Annotated in this window: 21 protein-coding genes and 1 tRNA gene; 9 read left to right on the top strand and 13 right to left on the bottom strand. The window is 68.3% G+C overall.

Annotated features, from left to right (window positions below):
* The first annotated feature begins 18 nt into the window (after positions 1-18).
* Both OCW50_RS09185 and OCW50_RS09180 read left to right on the top strand, forming a co-directional pair.
* Positions 19-744, top strand: coding sequence for a Crp/Fnr family transcriptional regulator (locus OCW50_RS09185; protein ID WP_262297330.1), 726 nt, complete (start codon positions 19-21; stop codon positions 742-744).
* Between the two features lie 14 nt (positions 745-758).
* A complete protein-coding gene (locus tag OCW50_RS09180; RefSeq protein ID WP_262297257.1) occupies positions 759-1,037 on the top strand; it encodes a hypothetical protein in 279 nt (92 codons plus the stop codon).
* Positions 1,038-1,043: 6 nt separating this feature from the next.
* Here OCW50_RS09180 and OCW50_RS09175 read toward each other — a convergent pair whose 3' ends face one another.
* A complete protein-coding gene (locus OCW50_RS09175; RefSeq protein ID WP_262297256.1) occupies positions 1,044-2,297 on the bottom strand; it encodes a flavin monoamine oxidase family protein in 1,254 nt (417 codons plus the stop codon).
* Positions 2,298-2,389: 92 nt separating this feature from the next.
* On the opposite strand from OCW50_RS09175, the gene OCW50_RS09170 reads away from it, so the two are divergent.
* Positions 2,390-3,121: a sulfate transporter family protein gene (locus OCW50_RS09170; RefSeq protein ID WP_262297255.1), complete on the top strand. Its 732-nt coding sequence runs from the start codon at positions 2,390-2,392 to the stop codon at positions 3,119-3,121.
* Positions 3,122-3,163: 42 nt separating this feature from the next.
* Here OCW50_RS09170 and OCW50_RS09165 read toward each other — a convergent pair whose 3' ends face one another.
* Entirely contained in the window at positions 3,164-4,270 is a 1,107-nt protein-coding gene (locus tag OCW50_RS09165; RefSeq protein WP_262297254.1) for a complex I NDUFA9 subunit family protein, read from the bottom strand.
* 177 nt (positions 4,271-4,447) lie between these two features.
* On the opposite strand from OCW50_RS09165, the gene OCW50_RS09160 reads away from it, so the two are divergent.
* Positions 4,448-4,532: transfer RNA gene (locus OCW50_RS09160), tRNA-Leu, on the top strand.
* Positions 4,533-4,633: 101 nt separating this feature from the next.
* Here the strand turns inward: OCW50_RS09160 and OCW50_RS09155 are convergent.
* The 9 genes from OCW50_RS09155 to OCW50_RS09115 form a co-directional block, all read right to left on the bottom strand.
* Positions 4,634-5,554 (bottom strand): GntR family transcriptional regulator, encoded by a 921-nt coding sequence (locus OCW50_RS09155; RefSeq protein WP_262297253.1) that lies wholly within the window; start codon positions 5,552-5,554, stop codon positions 4,634-4,636.
* Between the two features lie 153 nt (positions 5,555-5,707).
* A complete protein-coding gene (locus OCW50_RS09150) occupies positions 5,708-6,673 on the bottom strand; it encodes a Bug family tripartite tricarboxylate transporter substrate binding protein (RefSeq protein WP_262297252.1) in 966 nt (321 codons plus the stop codon).
* Positions 6,674-6,726: 53 nt separating this feature from the next.
* Complete coding sequence (acnA, locus tag OCW50_RS09145) at positions 6,727-9,438, bottom strand: aconitate hydratase AcnA (RefSeq protein ID WP_262297251.1); 2,712 nt, start codon at positions 9,436-9,438, stop codon at positions 6,727-6,729.
* A gap of 233 nt (positions 9,439-9,671) precedes the next feature.
* Positions 9,672-10,949, bottom strand: a complete 1,278-nt coding sequence (locus tag OCW50_RS09140; RefSeq protein WP_262297250.1) for an MGH1-like glycoside hydrolase domain-containing protein — start codon at positions 10,947-10,949, stop codon at positions 9,672-9,674.
* A 22-nt stretch (positions 10,950-10,971) separates the two neighbouring features.
* Positions 10,972-12,021 (bottom strand): ABC transporter ATP-binding protein, encoded by a 1,050-nt coding sequence (locus tag OCW50_RS09135; protein ID WP_262297249.1) that lies wholly within the window; start codon positions 12,019-12,021, stop codon positions 10,972-10,974.
* An 11-nt stretch (positions 12,022-12,032) separates the two neighbouring features.
* The gene (locus tag OCW50_RS09130; protein ID WP_373371354.1) at positions 12,033-12,845 is read right to left on the bottom strand and encodes a carbohydrate ABC transporter permease; all 813 of its coding nucleotides are present in this window, start codon (positions 12,843-12,845) and stop codon (positions 12,033-12,035) included.
* A 44-nt stretch (positions 12,846-12,889) separates the two neighbouring features.
* The gene (locus tag OCW50_RS09125) at positions 12,890-13,741 is read right to left on the bottom strand and encodes a carbohydrate ABC transporter permease (protein ID WP_262297248.1); all 852 of its coding nucleotides are present in this window, start codon (positions 13,739-13,741) and stop codon (positions 12,890-12,892) included.
* A gap of 67 nt (positions 13,742-13,808) precedes the next feature.
* Positions 13,809-15,092 carry an ABC transporter substrate-binding protein gene (locus OCW50_RS09120; protein ID WP_262272394.1) on the bottom strand — a complete coding sequence of 428 codons (1,284 nt, stop codon included), beginning with the start codon at positions 15,090-15,092 and terminating at the stop codon, positions 13,809-13,811.
* A 67-nt stretch (positions 15,093-15,159) separates the two neighbouring features.
* Positions 15,160-16,167 (bottom strand): LacI family DNA-binding transcriptional regulator, encoded by a 1,008-nt coding sequence (locus OCW50_RS09115; protein WP_262272393.1) that lies wholly within the window; start codon positions 16,165-16,167, stop codon positions 15,160-15,162.
* Positions 16,168-16,410: 243 nt separating this feature from the next.
* Here OCW50_RS09115 and OCW50_RS09110 point away from each other — a divergent pair, with 243 nt between their 5' ends.
* Positions 16,411-17,166: a HugZ family pyridoxamine 5'-phosphate oxidase gene (locus OCW50_RS09110; RefSeq protein ID WP_262297247.1), complete on the top strand. Its 756-nt coding sequence runs from the start codon at positions 16,411-16,413 to the stop codon at positions 17,164-17,166.
* A gap of 125 nt (positions 17,167-17,291) precedes the next feature.
* Entirely contained in the window at positions 17,292-18,203 is a 912-nt protein-coding gene (locus OCW50_RS09105; RefSeq protein ID WP_262272391.1) for a YihY/virulence factor BrkB family protein, read from the top strand.
* 55 nt (positions 18,204-18,258) lie between these two features.
* Here the strand turns inward: OCW50_RS09105 and OCW50_RS09100 are convergent, their stop codons facing one another.
* Complete coding sequence (locus tag OCW50_RS09100) at positions 18,259-18,423, bottom strand: hypothetical protein (RefSeq protein ID WP_262297246.1); 165 nt, start codon at positions 18,421-18,423, stop codon at positions 18,259-18,261.
* 234 nt (positions 18,424-18,657) lie between these two features.
* Here OCW50_RS09100 and OCW50_RS09095 point away from each other — a divergent pair, with 234 nt between their 5' ends.
* Together OCW50_RS09095 and OCW50_RS09090 are read left to right on the top strand one after the other, a co-directional pair.
* Positions 18,658-19,140, top strand: coding sequence for an Hsp20 family protein (locus OCW50_RS09095; RefSeq protein ID WP_262297245.1), 483 nt, complete (start codon positions 18,658-18,660; stop codon positions 19,138-19,140).
* A 76-nt stretch (positions 19,141-19,216) separates the two neighbouring features.
* Positions 19,217-19,732 (top strand): Hsp20/alpha crystallin family protein, encoded by a 516-nt coding sequence (locus OCW50_RS09090; RefSeq protein ID WP_262297244.1) that lies wholly within the window; start codon positions 19,217-19,219, stop codon positions 19,730-19,732.
* A 69-nt stretch (positions 19,733-19,801) separates the two neighbouring features.
* Here OCW50_RS09090 and OCW50_RS09085 read toward each other — a convergent pair whose 3' ends face one another.
* Positions 19,802-20,353 carry a sigma-70 family RNA polymerase sigma factor gene (locus tag OCW50_RS09085; RefSeq protein WP_262297243.1) on the bottom strand — a complete coding sequence of 184 codons (552 nt, stop codon included), beginning with the start codon at positions 20,351-20,353 and terminating at the stop codon, positions 19,802-19,804.
* A gap of 390 nt (positions 20,354-20,743) precedes the next feature.
* On the opposite strand from OCW50_RS09085, the gene OCW50_RS09080 reads away from it, so the two are divergent.
* A complete protein-coding gene (locus OCW50_RS09080; protein WP_262297242.1) occupies positions 20,744-21,148 on the top strand; it encodes a response regulator in 405 nt (134 codons plus the stop codon).
* Positions 21,149-21,212 lie beyond the last annotated feature (64 nt).

Raw genomic sequence — 21,212 nt, 5'->3', positions numbered from 1 at the left:
CCTATCCCCATGGCCTTGATGACCAATCCCCTCATTCTGAAGCTCGAGACCTATGACAGGCTCTCCGACGACGAGAAGAAAGTCCTCGAGAACGCCGTCGCCCGCATTCGCGTGGTCGAGGCCGACGACGACGTCCTGCGCGAGGGCGATCGCCCGGCGGAAAGCTCGCTGCTCCTGGAAGGCTTCGCGGCCCGCTACAAGATCGTCTCGAACGGCCGCCGGCAGATTTCGGCGCTCCATGTCGCTGGCGACTTCATCGACCTGCACAGCTTCCTTCTGAAGACCATGGACCATGGGGTCGTGGCGCTCACCAACTGCCGCATCGCTCTCGTTCCGCATGCGACCCTCGAGAAGATCTCTGACGAATATCCGCATCTCACGAGGCTGCTCTGGCTCAATACGCTGATCGACGGCGCCATCCACCGGGAATGGCTGACCGCCATGGGGCGCCTCTCCGCGACCGCCCACATGGCGCATCTGATCTGCGAGCTGTACCTGCGCCTGAAGGTCATCGGGCGCGCCGACGGCGATACGATCCAGCTCCCCGTCACCCAGGCGGAACTCGGCGACACGCTCGGCCTTTCGACCGTCCATGTGAACCGCGTGCTCCAGGAGCTTCGCAAGGAAGGCCTGATCCGCTTCCAGGGCGACGCGTTGACCATTCTCGATTGGGACCGGCTGAAGAAGGTCGGCGAGTTCACCTCGACCTATCTCAGCCTCCAGAACGAAGATCGATCATCCTGACCGGGGTGCGAACGATGAATCAAATCACTCTCCAGACGATGCCCGTCATGGCGGATGGCGGCAGTCACGAGGGACGGCTCGTCCTCGCGGACGGGCAGCTGGTGGCGGTTTTCAGCTGGGTGACCCCGGAGGAGACCATCGGCGGGACGGAGCGGGCCGGAGGCTGGTTTCTGGAGGCCGGCTTCGGCCCTTGCAGCGCTCTGCTGAGCGTGACGCCCCCGGTCCTGGCCTCTCTCGACGAAGCCGTGACCTGGGTGCGCACGCGCCTCGATTCGGCATCGCCCGAGCCCTGACCCGGCTCAGCGCAGCTGCGCGATGACCTCCCTGGCCGCCCGCTCGCCCTCCTCCCAGGCTCCCCCGGCGGTGCCCCACTGGGCGCGCGAGAGCGCCTCGCCGGCGAACCAGATCCGGTCCCCGACCGGCGCCTTCAGGACGTCGCGGATGGCAGAGAGCCCCGGCGGCACCACGGCCCAGGAGGCGCGCGACCAGGAATCGTGCCGCCAGGCCGTCGCATGCACGGCGGCAAGGTTCCGGACCGCCCGATGGCCGAAATGCTCGGCCAGGACCTCGCGCGCATAGCGGAACGGCGCGTGGGGATCGCGCCGGTCGAAGCCGGCGGCCGTGGGCTGATCGAGCTCGAAGAAATGAAACGGGGTGCCGTCGATCCGCGTGAGGAGGCCTGGCGGCTGACGGCGGGTTCCCGTCAGGCTCGCCAGCCGGTCCGCACCGCGAAAGGGGGCGTCGGGCCAATGCAGGACCACGTGTTCGTAGACGCCCTGCGTGAAGCCGTGGACGGCTTCCCCGACACGGCTGGGAAGCGCGGGCGCGAACCGGATCGCATCCCGCTGGAGCACGGCCATCGGCGCCGTGACGATGGCCGCCCTGGCCCGGAGCGTTCCCGCCGAACTGTCGAGTCTCACCCCCTGTCCCGACCAGTCGATGGACTGGACGGCGGTGCCGAGCCGCACCGGGACGCCCTGGCCGAGGCGGCGCAGATAGGCGCCGAGACCACCGGCGATGAACAGGTTGTCCGCATATTCCATGCTCGGAAAGTCGTGCAGGCTGACCTCCTCGAGGGGCCGGCCCGATACGAGGCCGTGGATGGCCGCCACCCGCTGCCCATGCGGCCCCAGGGGCGGAAGCGACCTCGCGGCCGCCTGGTCCTCGCGAGCCGTCGCCGCCTGGGTCATGGCCCGGTCGGCCCGGTCGAAGGCCCGGTCGAGAGCCGCGCGCTCGGCCCGGCTGCCCGGCCTGCCGCGCACGAAGACATGCCCGTCCGCCGGCGCCCGGCGCAGGGGCTCTGCGCGCAGGCGCCCGAGCCGGACCAGCGGATTGATCGGTCCCGCATGGAGCCAATGGGCCCCGAGATCGACCGGGTGGCCCCTGAAGCGGCGCGTGACCGTGCGCCCGCCGGGGCGGTCCCGGGCCTCCAGGACCGCGACCGTCAGGCCGGCGGCCAGCAGGCGTCGGGCCGCCGCGATCCCGGCGCTGCCCGCGCCGACGACCGCCACATCCAGATCGGCATTCGCGCTCCCCGACGTTTCAGACGACACGATGGACCCACCTCTCGCTTTGCGGCGGCCTCGTTCATAAGTAAGGTCCGCTGTCCCGATCAAGGGATGCCTCGTCAGGAGACGAACGACAGATGCTGATTCAATCGATTTTCGCCGCGGCCCGCGAGGTTTTCTCGCCCGCGCTGCGTGGCATTCTCTGGAAGTCGATTGGGTTGACGGTGGCGCTGCTCGTTCTGGTCTGGCTCGGGCTGACCAAGCTGTTCGACATCTTCCTCACGAACCACGAGCTGAGCGCCAGCTATCCGATCATCGACAGCTTCGCGTTCTTCCTGGCGGGATTCGGCCTCTTCGTCGCCCTGGTCTATCTGCTGCCGGCGATCTCGGCCATCGTGGCGGGCTATTTCCTCGACGACGTGGCCGAGATCGTGGAGCGCAAGGATTTTCCGGCCGATCCGCCCGGCCGGGCCCTGCCCTTCGGAACATCCCTTCTCTACGGCATCCGCTTCGCCGGCCTGTCCCTGCTGGTGAACCTCGTCGCCCTGCTGCTGTTCTTCATCCCGGGCATCAATATCGGGGCGTTCTTCATCGCCAACGCCTATCTGCTGGGCCGGGAATATTTCGAGCTCGCCGCCGGCCGGTTCTGGCCGGCCGAGGACGTGGCGCGCCTGCGCGCCGAGCACCGGGGCACCGTGCTGGCGGCCGGCGCCGTCGTGGCGGCCCTGGTGCTCGTGCCGGTGGTGAACCTGATCACGCCGATCTTCGGTGCGGCCCTGATGGTGCACCTGCACAAGAGGCTCACGCAGGGGCGGGCGCAGCGGGCCCAGGTGCGCCGGTCGGCCCCTGCGTCGATCGAGAACACCTGAAGGATCGGACCCAAAAATGGGTCCATTTCTGGGTCCGATGCTCTAGCGGCTCGACGACTGGCCGACGGCCGGGCCGGTCGCCCGCTCCGGGTGGAAGTCGGATCCGGGCCCTCCCGAGCGCGGGGCGAGCAGGTCGGGCGTGTTGCCCGGAGGGGCGTTGCGCCTGAGATCGAACTGGCCGGTCTTGCGGAAACGCAGGAGGTAGCTCGGCACGATCGCCTCGATGGTGGTGGGCGCAACGCCGAGCCCCTGGAGCGTGCGGCCTTCGCGGAGAGCGCTGTCCGAGACCACGTTGTCGGTCTCGAGGAGGATGGCCTGGTCGCGGGTGGTCACGAGCTCGTTCGGGATCAGGCCGAGGGTCGCCCAATCGAGGGTCCCGAGGACGCTGCCCACGGTCCTGGCCAGGTTGCTCGGCAGGGGCACGATGGCGCGCTTGCGTTCGGTGACCTCGAAGACGAATTCCATCATCTGGCGCATGGTGCGCATCTCGGGACCGCCGAGCTCGTAGACGCGACCGCCGGGCACGGCGCCGTCCACGGCCCGCAGGACGGCCTCGGCCACGTCGCCGGCATAGACCGGCTGGAAGCGGGTCTCGGCCCCTGGCAGCGGCAGCACGGGGAGCATGCGGGCGAGCGTGGCGAAGCGGTTGAAGGAGCTGTCACCGGGCCCGAACATCAGCGAGGGGCGCAGGATCACCGCGTCCGGCCGCTCCGCCAGCAGGGCGGCCTCGCCCTCGGCCTTCGTGCGGGCATAGGCCGATTCGGAATTGGCATCCGCGCCGATCGCCGAGACATGGGTGAAGGACACGGCCTTGCGGGCGAGCCGCGCGATCATGGCGGGCGCCCGGGCCTGGAGCGCATCGAAGCGCTGGCGGCCGGTTTCCTGCAGGATGCCCACCAGATTGACCACATGGTCCGCCCGCGCCACCGCGTGAGCCACCGAATCCTCGTTGCGCAGGTTGGCGTGGATCGGATGGATCTGCCCCACCTTGCCCAGGGGCAGGAAGTTCGCGAGGTTCGGCTGGCGGGTCGGCACGAGGACGCGATAGCCGCGCTCGGCCAGACGGCTCACCACGTAGCGGCCGAGAAAACCTGATCCGCCGAACACGGTGACGGTTTGCTGCTCAGGCGTGCGAAGGGCACCGATCATGAAACTCTCCTGCCCGGCGAAGGGCTTGCATGGAGCTTGGGTGTGAAAGTCAGAATGTCTCTAGTCAAACGCTGCTCCCCTGTGAAGAGGTGCATGGGAAGAAAGCGCATCGGTCGCATTTTCAGTGATTGACGTGCCGCCAGAAGCACCGTAAACGAAGCCTCGCCGACGAGGCATGCCCAGGTGGCGGAATTGGTAGACGCACTGCTTTCAGGTAGCAGCGGGTAACACCGTGGAGGTTCGAGTCCTCTCCTGGGCACCATCCCTCTCTCGAGGGTTCGATCCGCAAAGCACTCCAGGATCATCAAGTTCGACGGGCCGGCAGGTTGCCCGTTTCCTTCGAACACATCATTCCACTCCAGTTCACCGTTCCAGGATCGGCCTGATCTCCTGAAGGTTCTCGATCGTGTGCTCCAGGTGGCGCCGGAGCGCCTGCGCGGCGTCGGGGTTCCGGCCGCGCTCCAGGAGGTCGAGAATCTCGAGGTGCTCCTCGCATTGCCGGCGATAGCGCTTGCGGTCGATCATCGACCGGTAGGAGAGCAGGCGGCGGACGCGGTTGATGCGGCGCACGGCCTCCAGGAAGAACGGATTGCCGGAGGCTCCGATGATCGCCTCGTGGAACCGCACGCCACGCTCGTGAAGGGCGTCCGCCGTGTCGGTCTCGATGGCGCCGGCGAGAAGCCGCAGCTCCGCCTCGCGGCAGCGGGCTGCGATCTCGGGATCGAGACGGTAGCCCGGCTCGAGCAGCGCGGCGGGTTCGAGGGCGAGGCGGACGCGGTAGGTCTGCTCCAGGCTCTCCGGCGTGGTCAGCATCGGCGAGAAGGACCAGCCGTAGCCGGGGCGGCGCTCGGCCCAGCCCTCCCGGGCGATCCGGCTCAAGACCGCGTTCAGCTGCGCCTTCGTGGCCCCATAGGCGTCCTTGAGATAGGCCTCGGATACCGGGTCGGGCAGGCGGCCGTGAAGATGATCCTCGGCGATCCTGAAATAGACGTGAGAGGCCTCCTCCCTGGGCGCCAGGCCAAGGGTCTCCGGCGATGCATCCTTGGCGCTCGAGACGAAATAGCCGCGGTTGCGTTCGTGGACGAGGACACCCTTGGCGGCCAGCAGCTGCAGGGCCTGGCCGACGGGAAAGCGGGAGACGTTGAACCGCTCCGCCAGCCCCTGCGCCGTGAGATGCGTCCCGACGGCCAGTCCGCCGTCCCGGATATGGCCGAGGATCTGCGCGGCAAGCCCCTCGGTCAATTCGCGCTTTCCGTTGACCGCGCGCTCATCGGCTGCCCTCATGACTACATCCTCGGACGCACTCGTTTCGATGGTTCGACCCTCGTTTACCCGAAGTGTCGCGGTCACGGTACTCTCACCATCGCTTCGTCGTGCGCCGAAGGGCGATCCCCGGCCGGGAAGGGGAGCCCTGCAGGGCTCCCCTGGTCTCGGTGCTTACGACTTCACGAGACCGATCGACTTCAGCACGTCGCCGACCCGTGCCTGCTCGTCCTTCAGGAAGGCCTCGAACGGCGCGCCCGCCAGATAGAAATCCTCCCAGCCGCGAGCTTTCAGGATTTCGGCCCATTCCTTCGACTTGACGAGCTTGTCGATGGTCTCCGCATGAGCCTTCCTCTGGTCGGCCGTGATGCCAGGAGGCGCCATGACGGCGCGCCAGTTCACGACCTCCACGTCCATGCCCTGCTCCTTCAGGGTGGGAACGTCGGCGGCGGCGAGCCGCTTGCCGGACGAGAGCGCGAGCGCCCGCAGCTTGCCGGCCTTGATCTGGCTCTCGAACTCGCCGTAGCCCGACACGCCGGCCGTCACGCGCCCGCCGAGCATCGCGGCCAGCGCCTCGCCGCCGCCCGAGAAGGCGATGTAGTTGACCTTCGACGGCTCGGAGCCGGCCGCCTTGGTGAACAGGGCCGCCAGGATATGGTCCGCGCCGCCGGCCGATCCGCCCGCCCAGGTCACCTTGGCCGGATCCGCCTTCACGGCCTCGGCCAGCTCCTTGACCGACGTGATCGGCGAGCTCGCCGGCACCACGATCACGAGCGGATCGCCGGTGAGGCGCGCGATGGGCGTGACCTGGTCCAGGTTCACCGGCGCCTTGTTGCTCAGGATCGCCCCGATCATGGTGATGCCGTTGACCATGAGCTGGGTCGGATCGCCCTTGGCGTTGTTGACGAACTGCGCGAGCCCGATGGTGCCGCCGGCCCCGGTCACGTTGGTGACCTGAACGCTCTTGGCGAGGCCCGTCTGGGTGAGCACCTGCTGGATCGAGCGCGCGGCCGAGTCCCAGCCGCCGCCGGGTCCGGCCGGGGCCATGATCTTGAGTTCCTGCTGGGCGAAGGCCGATGACGCGACGAGCGCCAGGGCGGCGAATGCAACGCCGCGGATCGTCTTGGTGAAGTGGCTCACGAGTTCCTCCCTTTAAGGTTGCGTGAGGGGTGATCGCGAAACGGCGTTGCCGCTCAGCGTCCGGGGTTCGGCGAAATCTCTCGCCGGGTGTTTTCACCGGTTCCGGTGAAGTCGGGGGCGGGCGTCCCGCGGCTTGTGGCCTCCGCGTCGACGACCCGCTGCAGGATGAGCGGGATGATGCCGCCGCCGCGCAGGATCTCGACCTCGAGACCCGTCTCGATGGCGGCTGTGGTGGCGAAGGTTTCGCTCTCGCCCGACGCGCGCCGGATCGTGACCGGAACGGAGCCGCGCGGGCTGAGCATCGCGGGATCGGCCTCGATCAGGATCCGGTCGCCCGCGCGCAGATGGAGGGCGCCCGGATGCCGGTCCTCCGGAAGCCGCAGGGGCAGAACTCCCATGCCGATCAGGTTCGACCGGTGGATGCGCTCGAAGCTCGAGGCCAGCACCGCGCGGGCGCCGAGCAGCGCCACGCCCTTCGCGGCCCAATCGCGGGACGAGCCCATGCCGTAGCGCTCGCCGGCCACCACCACGACGGAGGCGCCCTCGTGGGCATAGCGTTCGGCCGCCCGGTAGAGCGGCAGGTGCTCGCCGGATCCCGCGTGGATCGTGAAGCCCGGAGCGATCTGCTCATCGAGCAGATTGCGCACGTTCCGATTGGTGAACAGGCCGCGTACCATGGCCTCCCAGTTGCCGCGGCGCGAGGCGAAGACGTTCAGGTCGCGGCGGTTCTCGCCGCCCGCGACGAGATATTCCGCGGCCTCTCCCGTCTGCGGGATCTGACCGGCCGGAGAGATGTGGTCGGTGGTGATGTCGTCGCCGAGCACGAGCAGCGGATGGGCCGCGTAGGTGCCCAGCCGCGTGCCCGTGCCGAAGCCGGCGAAAGGCGGGCGGCGGATATAGGTCGAGCCCTCGTTCCACGGGAACAGGGGCGTGGCCGGCGCATCGAGCACCCGCCACGTGTCGCTCGCCTCGGCGGCCTCGTAGGCGGGGCCGTAGTCACGGGGGTCGATGGCCGCAGCCAAGGCCGCGTCGATCTCGTCACCGGTGGGCCAGAGATCGGCGAGCCCGATGGTCGCGCCGGACGCGGAACGGCCGATGGGGTCGGCGAGAATGTCGCGGTCGACGTCGCCCGCGAGCGCGAAGGCGACGACGAGCGGCGGCGAGGCCAGGAAGCCGGCCTCGAGCTGCGGGTGCACCCGGCCCGGGAAGTTCCGGTTGCCGGACAGGACCGCCACGGGAACGATGCCGCGCTCCGTCATGGCCTGCTCGATGATGGCGGGCAGTGGCCCGGAATTGCCGATGCAGGTGGTGCAGCCATAGCCGACGATGCTAAAGCCGATCGCCTCCAGATCCTCCAGCAGCCCGGCCCGGCGCAGATAGCGCTCGGCGGCGGGCGAGCCCGGCGCCAGCGAGGTCTTCACCCAGGCTGGCGGCGTAAGGCCGAAGCGACGCGCCTTGCGGGCGACGAGGCCGGCGGCGACGAGAAGGCGCGGATCGGACGTGTTGGTGCAGCTCGTGATCGCCGCGATGGCCACGGCGCCGTGGCCGGGCTGCTCGCGTCGCACGGCCGAGGGCTTGTCCGCGAGCATCGGCGCCAGGGCCGCGACCGTCGTTCCGGCCGGAATGCGGTCCTGCGGGCGGCGCGGGCCGGCGAGGCTGACCTCGACCGCGTCGAGATCGATCTCGACCACGTCGGTGAAGCGGGGAGACGCGTCGGGATCGAACCACAATCCCTGTCGCCGGGCATAGGCCTCGACGAGGCGCACATGGTCGGCGGAGCGTCCCGTCTCGCGCAGATAGCGCAGAACCTGATCGTCGATGGGGAAGAAGCCGGAATTGGCGCCGAATTCCGGGGTCATGTTGGCGATGACCGCGCGGTCGCCGGCGGACAGCGTCGAGACGCCCGGCCCGAAGAACTCGACGAAACGGTCCGCCAGATCAATCTGCCTGAGGCGCTCGGTCACGGTGAGTGCAAGATCGGTGGCAAGCACGCCCTGCCGGAGGCGGCCGGTGAGGCGCACGCCGACGATGTCCGGCACGCGGATCATCACCGGCATGCCGAAGACCACGCTCTCGGCCTCCAGCCCGCCGACGCCCCAGCCGAGCACGCCGATGCCGTTGATCATCGGCGTGTGGCTGTCGGTTCCGATCAGGGTGTCCGGCGCGGCCCAGGACACGCCGTCGCGCTCCGACGGGGCGACAACGCTCGCCAGACGTTCGAGATTGAGCGTGTGCATGATGCCGGTGCCGGGCGGATGGACGCGGAAGCCGGTGAGCGCGCGCGTGGCCCATTTCATGAAGCGGTAGCGCTCGGCATTGCGCCCGTATTCCCGCTCCATGTTGCGCTGAAGGGCATCACGGGAGCCGAACACGTCGACGCCGAGCGAATGGTCGGTCGACACGTCGACGGGCAGCACGGGATTGAGCCGGCCGGGATCGTGCCCGGCCTCGGCGAGGGATGCGCGCATGCCGGCGATATCCACGAGGGCGGGGCCGCAGGTGGTGTCGTGCATCATCACCCGGCCGGGCAGGAACGGGATCTCCGCCTCGCTGCGTCCGGCCCGGAGCCAGGACAGGATCGCGTCCCTGGCCCGCGGAGCGTCCTCGTCCGCGTTGCGCAGCACGTTCTCCAGCAGGATGCGCAGGATGTGCGGCAGCCGTTCGAGCTGGCCAGACGCGGCATCCCGCAAGCCGATGATCCGGTGTCGCCGTCCGTTAACGGCAACGCTTGTCAGGAAGGGGCTCGATGTCGGGTTGCGGGACATGAGCGAGTAATTGCATAAACAGACTCATAAATGCAAATCGATCCTGCATTTCGTAGCACTATTATGCTATTGGCCGAGCGGCGCTCCCGTAAGTGGCTGAAATGTCGACGCCTCGTCGAATGAGGCGGCCGCGTGCCGCGTCTCTCCAGGATTGCGTCCCGGCCCCCGTGCGCACGAAGGCCGCGGGTCGTCGGACGACCCGCGGCCTTTGCAGTGCCGCCGCGTCTCTGGGCTCAGCGGCGCCGGCCGAGCACCATGTAGGCCGCCGCCGTCCACGAGAAGGTGTCGCCGCCCAGGCCCTCGCCGGTCGTCGGGTCGAAATACTCGCAGAAGCCGGCGCTCTCGATCACCCGGACGGTTGTGCGCTCGATCCGTCGCGCGAGATCCTCGGCCCCGTTCAGGCGCAGTCCGTCGCAGATGAGCCAGTTGACCACGGCCCAGACCGGGCCGCGCCAGTAGCGCTTGGGCTCAAAGGCGGGCGAGAAGGCCGGCGTCGAGGGGACCCCGACCACCATGCCGTCGAGCCAGCGCTCGATCTCCGCCGTGACGGCCTCCCGCTGAGCCTCGTCGAGCTCCAGGGCCACGAGCGGGATGAAGGCGGCCTGCGTGGGCGTGTCGATGTCCTGCCCCGAGACCAGGTCGAGGTTGACGAAGCGCGAAAGCGCCGGGCGCCAGCGACGGGCAAGGCCCTCGCGCAGCCGGGCATGCATGCGCGCCAGTTCCGCCTTCTCCTCGGCCGTTCCAAGGCTCTCGGCGAGATGTATCAGGTCGGCGGTCGCCCGCGCCAGGATGGCGGTCATCTGGACGTCCGCCACCTTGAAGGGAGCGGCCGACCATTGCCGGGCCGGGTCCCAGCCGCACGCGCGGTATGTGTCGACCAGGTGGATGAAGCGCTGGTAGTCCTCGTCGCGCGGCCGCATGGAGGCGTCCACATGGCCCGTGTCCTTGCGGCGGATCGCGGTCGTGGTGGTGGTCGGCACGCGCGCCAGCGCCATGTCCCAGGCCGGCGAGTTGTCGCTGCCGCTCTCCCAGGGATGCAGGATCGACACGAGGCCGAGGCCGTCCGGATCGCGCGCGGCGAGCCACCAGCGGTGCGAGCGCAGGGCGGCCTGGAACAGCGCCTTCGTGCGCCGCGCCGCGCCGGCCGTGCCGCCCGCGAGAGCGGCCTCGTGCACATGGCGCAGGGCCATGCCGAAGACCGGCGGCTGCGTGATGCCCGAGGTCGGGACGCGGTGCCGCGTGCCCCACACGTCTGGACCGGGGAAATAGGTGTCGCTCGGCGCATGGAACACGATGTGCGGGATCATGCCGTCGTCCCACTGGCCTTCGACGAGACGCTCCAGCTCGCGATAGGCCCGGTCCACGTCGAAGACCGCGAAGCCCATGGCGACGAAAGCGGAGTCCCAGTTCCACTGGAACGGATAGAGCCGGTCGGTCGGCACCGTGTAGCCGCCGCGATCGTTGCGCGCGAGAATGGCGCGCGCCGCCTCTTCCTTGGGAAGCGTATTCATCTCAAATGTCCTTGTTCAAAAGTCAGGCCCGGGCGAGGGCGCGTCCGGTGGTGCTGTCGATCCAGGTCACCCGGGCCGGATCGACGGTGAGGCCCACGCGCTCGCCGGCGGTCACTTCGGCCGTCGGCGGCGCCACGATGCGGGCGAGCTGGCCGTCGATGGCGCCGGTCAGGAGCAGGTGCGAGCCCATCGGCTCCACCACGCGCACGTCGAAGGGAAGGCCGGAGCCGTCGGCGCTCAGGCTCGCATCCTCGCCGCGCAGGCCCAGCTCCAGGCTCTCGGCCGTGACCGGGCAGGGCAGGGCGGCATCGCCGATCCGCGCCGTGCCCTGGCTGCATCGGACCTTGATGAAGTTCATGGGCGGCGAGCCGATGAAGCCGCCGACGAAGCGGGTGGCGGGCGTGGCGTAGATCTCGAGCGGCGAGCCGATCTGGTCGATCTTGCCGCCGTACATCACGGCGATGCGGTCGGCGAGGCCCATGGCCTCGGTCTGGTCGTGCGTCACGTAGATCGTCGTGGTGCCGGCCTCGCGCAGGACCGCCTTCAATTCCGTGCGCATCTCGAGGCGCAGGAGCGCGTCGAGATTGGAGAGCGGCTCGTCCATGAGCAGCACGGCGGGCTCGACGGCGAGCGCCCGGGCCACGGCCACGCGCTGGCGCTGGCCGCCCGAGAGTTTGGCCGGATAGCGGTCGAGATAGCTCTCGATGTGGAGCAGGGCCGCGGCGCGCTCGACCTTGCGCTTGACGTCCGCCGCCGCGGCCTTCTGCATGCGCAGCCCGAAGGCGACGTTCTCGAACACGGTCATGTGCGGGAAGACCGCATAGTTCTGGAACACCATCGCGAGTCCGCGCTTGCGGGGGCTGAGATGGCTCACGTCCTGGCCTCCGATGACGACGCGGCCGGAGGTCTGGGTCTCGAGGCCGGCGATGATGCGGAGCAACGTGGTCTTGCCGCAGCCCGAGGGGCCGAGGAGCGCCACGAACTCGCCGTCGTTGACGGTGAGCGAGACCTCCTGCAGGGCGCGGAAGGAGCCGAATTCCTTGACGACGCGGTCGATGACGATGTCTGCCATAATGGGATCCGTTACTTGCTCGCAATGCCCCACACCGCGAAGAGGTATCGTCTCACGGCGAAGATGAAGAGCACGGAGGGGATGATGAGGATGAAGCCGCCGGCGAAGCGGTAGTGAAGCGGGCTCTCGGCGAGGATCCGCAGCAGATAGGCGGTGAGCGTCCGCTCGCGCACGGTGAGGATCGAGGCCGCGAACACCTCGTTCCACGAGATCACGAAGGCGAAGATCGCGGTGGCGGCGAGGCCCGGCAGGGCGAGCGGCAGGATCACCTTGACGAAGGCCTGGAAGCGCGTGCAGCCGAACACCCAGGCGGCCTCCTCGTATTCGCGCGGGATGCCCATGAACAGGCTCTGCGTGACGAGGGCCGCGAAGGGCAGGGCCAGCACCGTGTGAATCAGCGACACGCCGAAGGGCGTGTCGTAGAGCCCGAGGCGGATGAACGACACGGTGAGCGGCAGCGCCAGGATGGCGAGCGGGAAGGCGCGGGTGAGGAGAACGAGAAGCCGATAGGCGTTCTGCCCGCGGAAGCTGTAGCGCGCCAGCGCATAGCCGGCAGGCGCGCCGAGCGCGATGGAGAACACGACCGTCAGGCCGGCCGCGATGAGCGAGTTGACGAGGGCGTTGAACACGCCCTCGATGGCGAGGAACTGGCTCATGGCCGCGAAGGACAGGTCCGAGGGCCAGATCGATTTCGGCCAGCGGAACACGCCGAGCCGCCCTCCGAAGGCGCCGAGCGCCACGAGATAGATCGGCACCAGCACCCAGGCGATGAGCACCGCGAGGCCGGTCCAAAGCAGCAGGCGCCGGGCCGAGGGAAGGGCCATGCCGCGGTTCGTCGCGGCGGGTTTCGTTGCAACCGCGCTGGCTGTCATGGGAGCTGCTCCGGACGCGTTCTCAAAACGCGCAGATAGACGGCGGTCGCGGCAAGCGAGATCGCCATGATCAGCACCGCGTACGCCGCCGCGACGCCGTAATTCTGGTTGTCGTTCTGCCAGACATAGGCCTCGCCGGCGAGAACCGGGAAATTGCGCCCGCCGAGCGCGTAGACGACGGCGAAGACCTCGAAGGCGAGCACCGTGCGCAGGATCAGGGCCGATTGCAGGCTGGGCTTCAGGAGCGGCAGGGTGATCCGGGTGAAGCGCGTCCAGGGCTTGGCGCCGAAGATCTCGGCCGCTTCCGCGAATTCCTTCGGGATCAGCTGCAGGCCGGCGATCAGGATCACCAGCACGATCGCGGTGGCGCGCCAGAGCTCGGCCAGCACGATGGCGAAGAACAGGGCGACCGGCGTCTCCTGCGACAGCCACCCGGTCGGCCCCTGGATCAGGCCGAGCGCGTAGAGCGCGGAGTTCAGGTAGCCGGTGTTCTGGAGCAGGGCGAGCCAGGCAAGGCCCGCCGCGAGGTCCGAGATGCCGAGTGGAATCGTGAGCACCCACAGGACCAGGTCGCGGCCCTTGTCGAGCTTCGTCACCATGGTGGCCATGCCGAGCGCCAGAACCACCTGGAGCGGCACGACCACGAGGGTGAGCAGGAAGGTGTTCTTGACCGCGAGGGCGAAGTTCAGGTCGCCGGCCATGCGCCGGTAGTTCTCCAGCGACAGGCCGTCGCCGGCGGAGACCGACAGCCAGATCGTCTGCACGAGCGGCACCAGAAACAGCGCCGCGAGAAAGACGACCGAGGGCGCGATCAGCGCATAGGGGATCCAGGAAGGGCGTGCAGGCATGAAGCCGCTCCACGGGGCAGAAGAAGGGTCCCGGCGAAGCGTGCTCCGCCGGGCTCGGTCGATCGGGTTACTGGACCGCGCAGGCGCCCTGGCTCGGCTTGTCCGGGGCCCAGCAGGGTGCGCCGGTCTCCTTCATGAGCGTGTCGAGCACTTTCGCCTGAGCGTCGAGCACGTCCTTGACCGGCTCGTTGCGCAGCACGATGCGCTGGAACGAATCCATGTAGACCTTGTTGAACTCGCCGCCCTTGGCGCCGAGGCCGACGGGCAGGAGCGACACGAGCGCATCCTTGGCGTTCTGCGTCGCCGCGACCGCACCGGCGAGCGCCTTGATGCCCGGCGCGAGATCCGCCGGCAGTTCCGCCTTCACGACCGGGAAGAAACCGACTTCGGCGGCCGTCGCCAGCTGGGTCTGCGGCTTGGTCAGGTGCTCGATCACCGCCACGGCGCCGGCCCGGTTCGGCGCGTCCTTCGGGATGGCGAGGCCGGCGATCACCGGCATGTAGCCGCGTCCCTTCGGACCGGCCGGCGCCGGGAAGGCGACGAACTGGTCGGGCTGCAGGGTGAGGGCTTCCTTCACGCGCGCGATGTGATCCCAGGCGATCCACACCTCGCCGGAGAGCAGCGGCTCCTGCATGAAGTTGTAGTTGGTGGAATTGGGGTTCGACACCGCCCACAGGTCCTTCAGGGCGTTCCATCCGGCCTCGGCCTCGGCCGACTTGAAGGTGGTGACCACGCCGCCCGTGAAGGACGGGTAGAAATAGCCCTGGAAGAAGCGCGGCAGCAGGCCCGTCGGGCCGGCCGGGAAGCCGAGGCGGCGCTGGCCGGTCTTCTCGACGATGGTCTTGCCCCATTGCTGCAGCTGCGCATAGGTGAGGCTGTTCACGTCCGCGCCCGCCGGCAGGTATTGCAGCGCCTGCTTGTTGGCCACCATGACGTAGGTGGCCTGCATCCACGGGATGTATTGCTGCTGGCCCGTGCCGAGCTTGCCGAGATCCATCAGGCTCGCCGGAATGCCGCGGTCGGTCAGCTTCGCGGCGACGTCGTCGACGGGCTGGAGATCGGCCGGCACGTGCGGCTGCAACTCGCCGTGCAGCGCCCCGACGACGCTCGCCGTGCGCTTGCCGGCCTGCGTCTCGGCTTTCATGCGCACCGCGAAGGCCGGCGGCTCGTCGACCACGTAGGTGACCTTGCCGGGAATGCCCTTGAGCAGGACCTCGCGGACTTTGGTCGCCTCCTCGATGGGACGAAGCTGGGTCGAGTAAAAGATGGTTTCCTGCGCCTGCGCGACGGTCAGCCCTCCGAACAGGGCGGCCGCGGCGGCAATGGCGCGAAGCGATACCGGATGCGTCATGTCCTTCCTCCATCGGTCCCTTGTCGGTGCCGCTCGATCCGGGCCCGGAAGATCGAGGGCATCAAACTCAGTTCGCCGGTCCGTGGGTGGCCCTCGGAACCTGCCGAACCGGCAGAATGGTCTGCAGCTCGCGGGCCTCGCGCCCTCCGAGCCGCGCGAGCAGCATCTCGGCCAGCTGCCGGCCCACGTCGGGCGCGGCGATCTCCATGCTCGAGAGCGGTGGATCGGTGAAGGCCGCGGAGGGCAGATTGTCGTGCCCGATCACGGCGATCTCGCGCCCGGCCGCGAGCCCGCGCTCCTTGAGGGCGCTCAGGGCGCCGATCGCCATGCTGTCGGTGGCGCACAGGAGGGCCGTGGGCGGCGCGCTCTGCCGGAGCAGCCATTGCGCGGCCTCGTAGCCCCCGGCCTCCGTCGGCGGGGCGGTGTATTCGAGCCGGTCCGGGGAGCCCATGTCGGCGAGGGCCGCCAGCCAGCCCTGCCGGCGCAGATGCGCGAAGGTCAGGTCCTGCGGGGCCGCGATATGGGCGATCCGCCGATGGCCCAGGGCGGCGAGCGCGCGGGCGGCGTCCCCAAACCCCGCCTCGCCGTCGCCGTCGATGAAGGCATGCTCGTCGGGCCGGGCCGTGCGGCCATGGGTCACGAACGGGATGCCGCGCTCCGTCAGGAAGGCCACGCGTTCGTCCTCGAGCCGCGTGCGCACCACGATCACCGCGTCCGCGCGCCGGCCGTCGAGCACCCGCCGGTAGGTGTCCATCTCGCCGGCGCGGCCGGCGGTCGGCAGCAGCATCAGGTCGAGGCCCTCCTCGGCGAGCCGCTGCCCGCAGGCCGCCAGCATGTTGAGGAAGATCGGAGGGCCGAACCGGCCCGGCTCCGTCGGCAGGGTCACGGCCACCGCTTCGGCCTTGCGCCGCCGCAGGCTGCGGGCGGCGGGGTTCGGCCGGTAGTTCATCGCCCGCGCGGCTGCCTGAACGCGCTCGCGGGTCGCCGGCGCCACGTCGGCATAGCCGTCGAGGGCTCGCGACACCGTCGTGATCGACAGGCCGAGCGATTGCGCGAGAAGCTTCAGGTTGGACACGGGGCTCAGGTCTCCTTGGGCTTCCGACTAGATTTCCAAAACGTTTTGGAAAGTCAATCATCCTGCTCTCAGCCCTTGGTATGATGTTCGGTTCCGCCAATTTCACGGGACTGACTTGGAACGGCTCGTTCTCCGTCGCGGCCGGCCTCATGCCGACCGTTCCTCTTCTCCCGGGCCTGGTGTTCACTTTTGGTTCCGACGCGCTAGGGTATGAAGGCAACGGTGAGCCCAGGAGGATGCGGAATGGCGAAGGATCCGATTCTGCCCGTCGACGACGAGGCCCGCGCTCTCGCCAAGAAGCTCATGCGCACCGCTCGCTCCGGCGCGCTCGCCACCAACGATCCCGACAGCGGCATGCCGTTCGCCAGCCTCGTCCAAGTGGGAACGGATCTCGACGGCGCGCCCGTCATCCTCACCTCGCAGCTGTCGCTGCACACGAGGCTGATGGAGGCCGATCCCCGGTGCTCCCTGCTCCTGTCGTCCATCGGCAAGGGCGACCCGCTGGCGCATCCGCGCCTGACCCTGCAGGCCCGGGCCGAGCGTCTCGACCGGGAGACCGACGAGGCGAAAAGCATCCGCCGCCGCTATCTGCTGCAGCATCCGAAGGCCGAACTCTACGTCGACTTCCCGGATTTCAGCTTCTGGCGCCTGAAGGTCGCGTCCGGCAGCCTCAACGGCGGCTTCGGCCGGGCCTACCGCATGACGGCCGAGGATCTGCTCACCGACATGGCCGAGTTCTTCGATTTCTACGACTTCGAAGCCGAGGCGGTCGCGCACATGAACGCCGAGCACGGCGATGCGGTCGCGCTCTACGCCACGCAGCTCTGCGGCGCCCGCGAGGGAGCCTGGCAGCTGATCGGGGTCGACCCCGAGGGACTCCAGATGGCCCTAGGCGACGAGATCCTGCGCCTGTCCTTCCCAAGGCCCCTGACGGGCCCCCACGAAGTCCGTCCCATGCTCATCCGCCTCGCGAACGAGGCCCGCAGCCGCGTCGCGTAGACATCCTCGGCCCGAACCGGTGAGACACCATGGGGCTTGCCATGCCCTGCCCGGACCCGCATCAAGGGACGGGATCGCGCAGTCTCGTCCGCCCGATCCGCCGATCCACGATCCCCAGGCCGACGATGCGACCGATCCACCTTCCGTCCCGTGCCCGATCCGCCTTCGCCGTCACGGCCGATGCGGGATCGCGCTTTGCGCGCAACGACGGCCTGGCCATGGCGAGCCACGTGGCGCTCTCCCTGGTCATTGCCCTGTTCCCGTTCCTGATCTGCGTCGCCGCGCTGGCGGCCTTTCTCGGGGCCGGGCGGATCTCGACCCACATCGTCCACCTGCTCTTCGATTTCTGGCCCGAAGGGGTCGCCGGCCCCCTGGCCCGCGAGGCCGACAAGGTTCTGATCCCGCGCCGGAACGTCCTGACGGTCAGCATCGTCCTGACCCTGCTCGTCGCCACCAACGGGGTCGAGAGCCTGCGGGTCGCCCTGTGCCGGGCCTACGGGGTCGAGCGGTTCCGGCCGTGGTGGCAGGCGCGCCTCATCGGGGTCGGGTTCATCCTCATCGGCGCGGGCGCGCTCGTCGCCTCTTCGGTTCTGGTCGTGCTGTGGCCGTCGATCTGGCGGTGGGCCTTGTCCTACATGCCGGACCTCAGGGGCCTCGGCCCGACCTACGACGTGGTGCGCTACGGACTGGCGTCGATCATCCTGGTGGCGGGCCTTTCCGCCACCCATCTCTGGCTGCCCGACATCCGCCCCCATTCCCGGGACGTGGTGCCGGGCGTTGCGGCCACCCTGGTCCTGTGGCTCGCCGGGGCGAGCCTCTACGGCGAGTTTCTCGCCACGATGACCCATCTGAAGGCCACCTATGCGGGCCTGGCGGGCATCCTGACCGCGCTGATCTTCCTTCAGATCTCGGCGGCGATCTTCATTTTCGGAGCCGAGCTCAACGCGGCGCTGCGCCGCCGGAAACCCCACGGCCAGGGACGTGATCTCCTGCCCGCCGCCGCGGGCGGCGAACCGCTGACGGAATCACCGCTCTAAAGCATCGGACGGCCCGTCGGGTCACTGGCGTGGCCCGCCGGGTCCGCACGAGGCACTAGGAGCTCACACCTTCGTCGCGTTTCCGCTCGCAATCGCGCTTCGGGGTCTGCTGCGGAGCCTGCTGCTGCTGGGCGATGATCGTCCCGTCGCGGGAGGTGTCCGCCGCCGGGGACGGGGTGACGAAGGCGGTCAGGACGGCAAGGGAGAGAATGCGGAGCATGGTCTGTCTGTCCTTGGTCGAAGCGACCCGATGCTAAGGGGACGCGGCCCCGATGGCCAGCGGGTTTCAGGGGACGTCGCGAGCGATGCCGTTCGGGCATTCCAGGCCCTCTTGAAATTCGGAAAAGCCCTTCCTACCATCAATATCGCCGAGGCCTTTCAAAGGCTTGGCATGACGGGCGCCGGCCGGTGTCCGGCGCTCTCACGTCCATGTTGCTCATTGGAGGATATGGTGATGAGAACAGCTTTCGACTTCTCCCCCCTGTACCGTTCGACGGTCGGCTTCGACCGCCTGTTCGACATGCTCGATCAATCCGCCCAGATCGAGCCCCTGACCAACTGGCCGCCCTACAACATCGAGAAGGTGGGCGAAGACCAGTATGTGATCACGATGGCCATCGCGGGCTTCGCTCCGGATGAGATCGAACTCACCCAGAAGGAGAGCCAGCTCCTGGTGGCCGGTCAAAAGAAGGGCTCCGAAGAAGGCCGGCAATATCTCCATCGCGGCATCGCGACCCGCGCCTTCAAGCAGACCTTCAACCTCGCCGACCACGTGAAGGTCACGCAGGCGAGCCTCGAGAACGGTCTGCTCACGGTCGATCTGAAGCGCGAAGTGCCCGAAGCGCTCAAACCGCGCAGGATCGAGATCAATGCCGGCACCGGGACGACACCGACCGGACGGCAGCCGCAGCAGATCGAGCACGGCAAGGCTGCGTAACGGAGCCCATGCCAGAACGCAGCGCCGGTTCAGCACCGGCGCTGCCGCAACGCCTGAGCGAAAGGAGGATGACACCATGAACATGCGCGATCTCATTCCCTGGGGTCGCAACCAGCAGACGACCCCGAGCCGCTACCGCGAGGACAGCGATCCCTTCATGACCCTGCATCGCGAGATGAACCGGCTCTTCGACGACGTGTTCCGCGGCTTCGACATGGCGCCGCTCGGCGGCATGAGCCGGATGACGGGATGGCCGCAGGTGGAAGTCGTCGACAACGACAAGGATGTCCGCATCTCGGCGGAACTGCCGGGCCTCGAGGACAAGGACGTGGAGGTCCTGATAGGCGACGGCGTCCTCACCATCCGGGGCGAGAAGAAGTCCGAGATCGAGGACAAGGAGCGCGCGTTCAGCGAGCGGCACTACGGCCTTTTCGAGCGCCGCATCCCGCTGGCCTGGGATGTGGAGGAGGACAAGATCGACGCCAGCTTCAGGAACGGCGTCCTCACCGTCACCCTGCCCAAGGCGGCCGGGAGCCCGCCGGAGGTGAAGCGCATCCCGATCAACCGTGCGGGCGACGAAACCAAGCACTGATCATGGATCCCGGGGCGTCCGGACAGGCCGGACGCCTCATTGTTGCGTCGAGCCTATCCGTCGCCCGGGTCAGGGCGATGCGTGCATGAACAGCGCCGCCTTCACGAGATCGTCGGGGCCGAGATCGTCCTCGGCGTCGAACTTCAGCATCTCCGCGAGGCGGTTGCGGGCGCGGTTGATCCGGCTCTTGATGGTTCCGATGTTGGTGCCGCAGATCCGCGCCGCCTCCTCATAGGACAGACCCTCCGCGCCGACGAGCAGGAGCGCCTCGCGCTGGTCGATCGGGAGCTTGCTCAACGCTTTCAGCATGTCGGTGAAATCGAGCCGCGCGCCCTGCTCGGGCATGACGGCGACCTTCTCGGCCCAGGATCCTTCCGGATCCTCCACCTCGCGCTTGCTCCGACGGGTCTGAGTGAGGAAATCGTTGCGCAGGATCGTGAAGAGCCAAGCCTGCATGCTGGTGCCGGGCTGGAACTTGTCGAGATTGCTCAGGCCCTTGAGAAGCGTGCTCTGGACCAGATCATCGGCCCTGTCGACGCTGCCGGACAGGGATATCGCGAAGGCCCGCAGATGGGGAGTGGCATTGAGCATCTGCTGCTTCAGGGAGTTTTCGACCGACACTCTTCCAACTCCTCAATTTCGGACCCGTAAGAAGACCCTCCCCGGCGGGCTGCCGCATTAACCTATGCGAAGCCTGTGGCTCTTTGTGATGATTGCGTCCAAGCTTGGCTTTAGCAGAGGCCGAGGGACAAGAGAGAATATTCCCGTCCGGTCGGCCTTCACGAATCCGTGCGCGCCGCAGCCACGGCGGCTCACCGTGGCTCTTTGGTATAAGCTTGTCTTTGGAATGCCGGTTCTGCAGCCAAGATTCACATGCATCAATGAAACGGATCACAGGCCGTCCTACATCGGACGGAGACGAATGCGTTCTCGCGCATCCATCGCCTGTCTCCGCCGCCCGCGCATTCTTCGAAGCCTGCTCTCTGCCAGTCGGAACGGACAAGGGACGCCATGACCCAGACCCGCTGCATGATCGTCGAAGACCAAGCGTTGATCGGCATGTCCCTCGAGGCCTTCCTCGAGGATGCCGGCTTCGCGGTGGCCGGGGTGTTCATGAGCAATGCCGACGCCCTGAAATGGCTCGAGGGCGACGCGCCGGACATCGCCATCCTGGACATCATGATCAAGGACGGCACCTCGCTGGAGATCGCCCGGGCCCTGAAGAGCCGGGGCGTGCCCTTCACGGTCTATTCCGGCCTGCCGGCGAAAGCCGACTGCCCGCCGGAGCTGCGGAACGTGCCCTGGCTCGAAAAGCCCGTCAGCCGGGAGACCCTTCTGGGCGTGCTCGGCGGGCTGATCGGCCCCGCCGGCGACGGGATCGTCGTCTCCTCGGACACGCTTGCGATGCGCGACTGACAGGGTTCAAGGCGCTGCCCGCAGGACTTGCGTTGAAGCCGCCGCCGAGACGGGGTAGACGCAT

It is taken from the genome of Microvirga sesbaniae, from assembly GCF_025460805.1.
Taxonomy (GTDB): Bacteria; Pseudomonadota; Alphaproteobacteria; order Rhizobiales; family Beijerinckiaceae; genus Microvirga; species Microvirga sesbaniae.
Note: the sequence above shows the minus strand (reverse complement) of the source record. Positions and strands in the feature narration are given on the sequence as shown.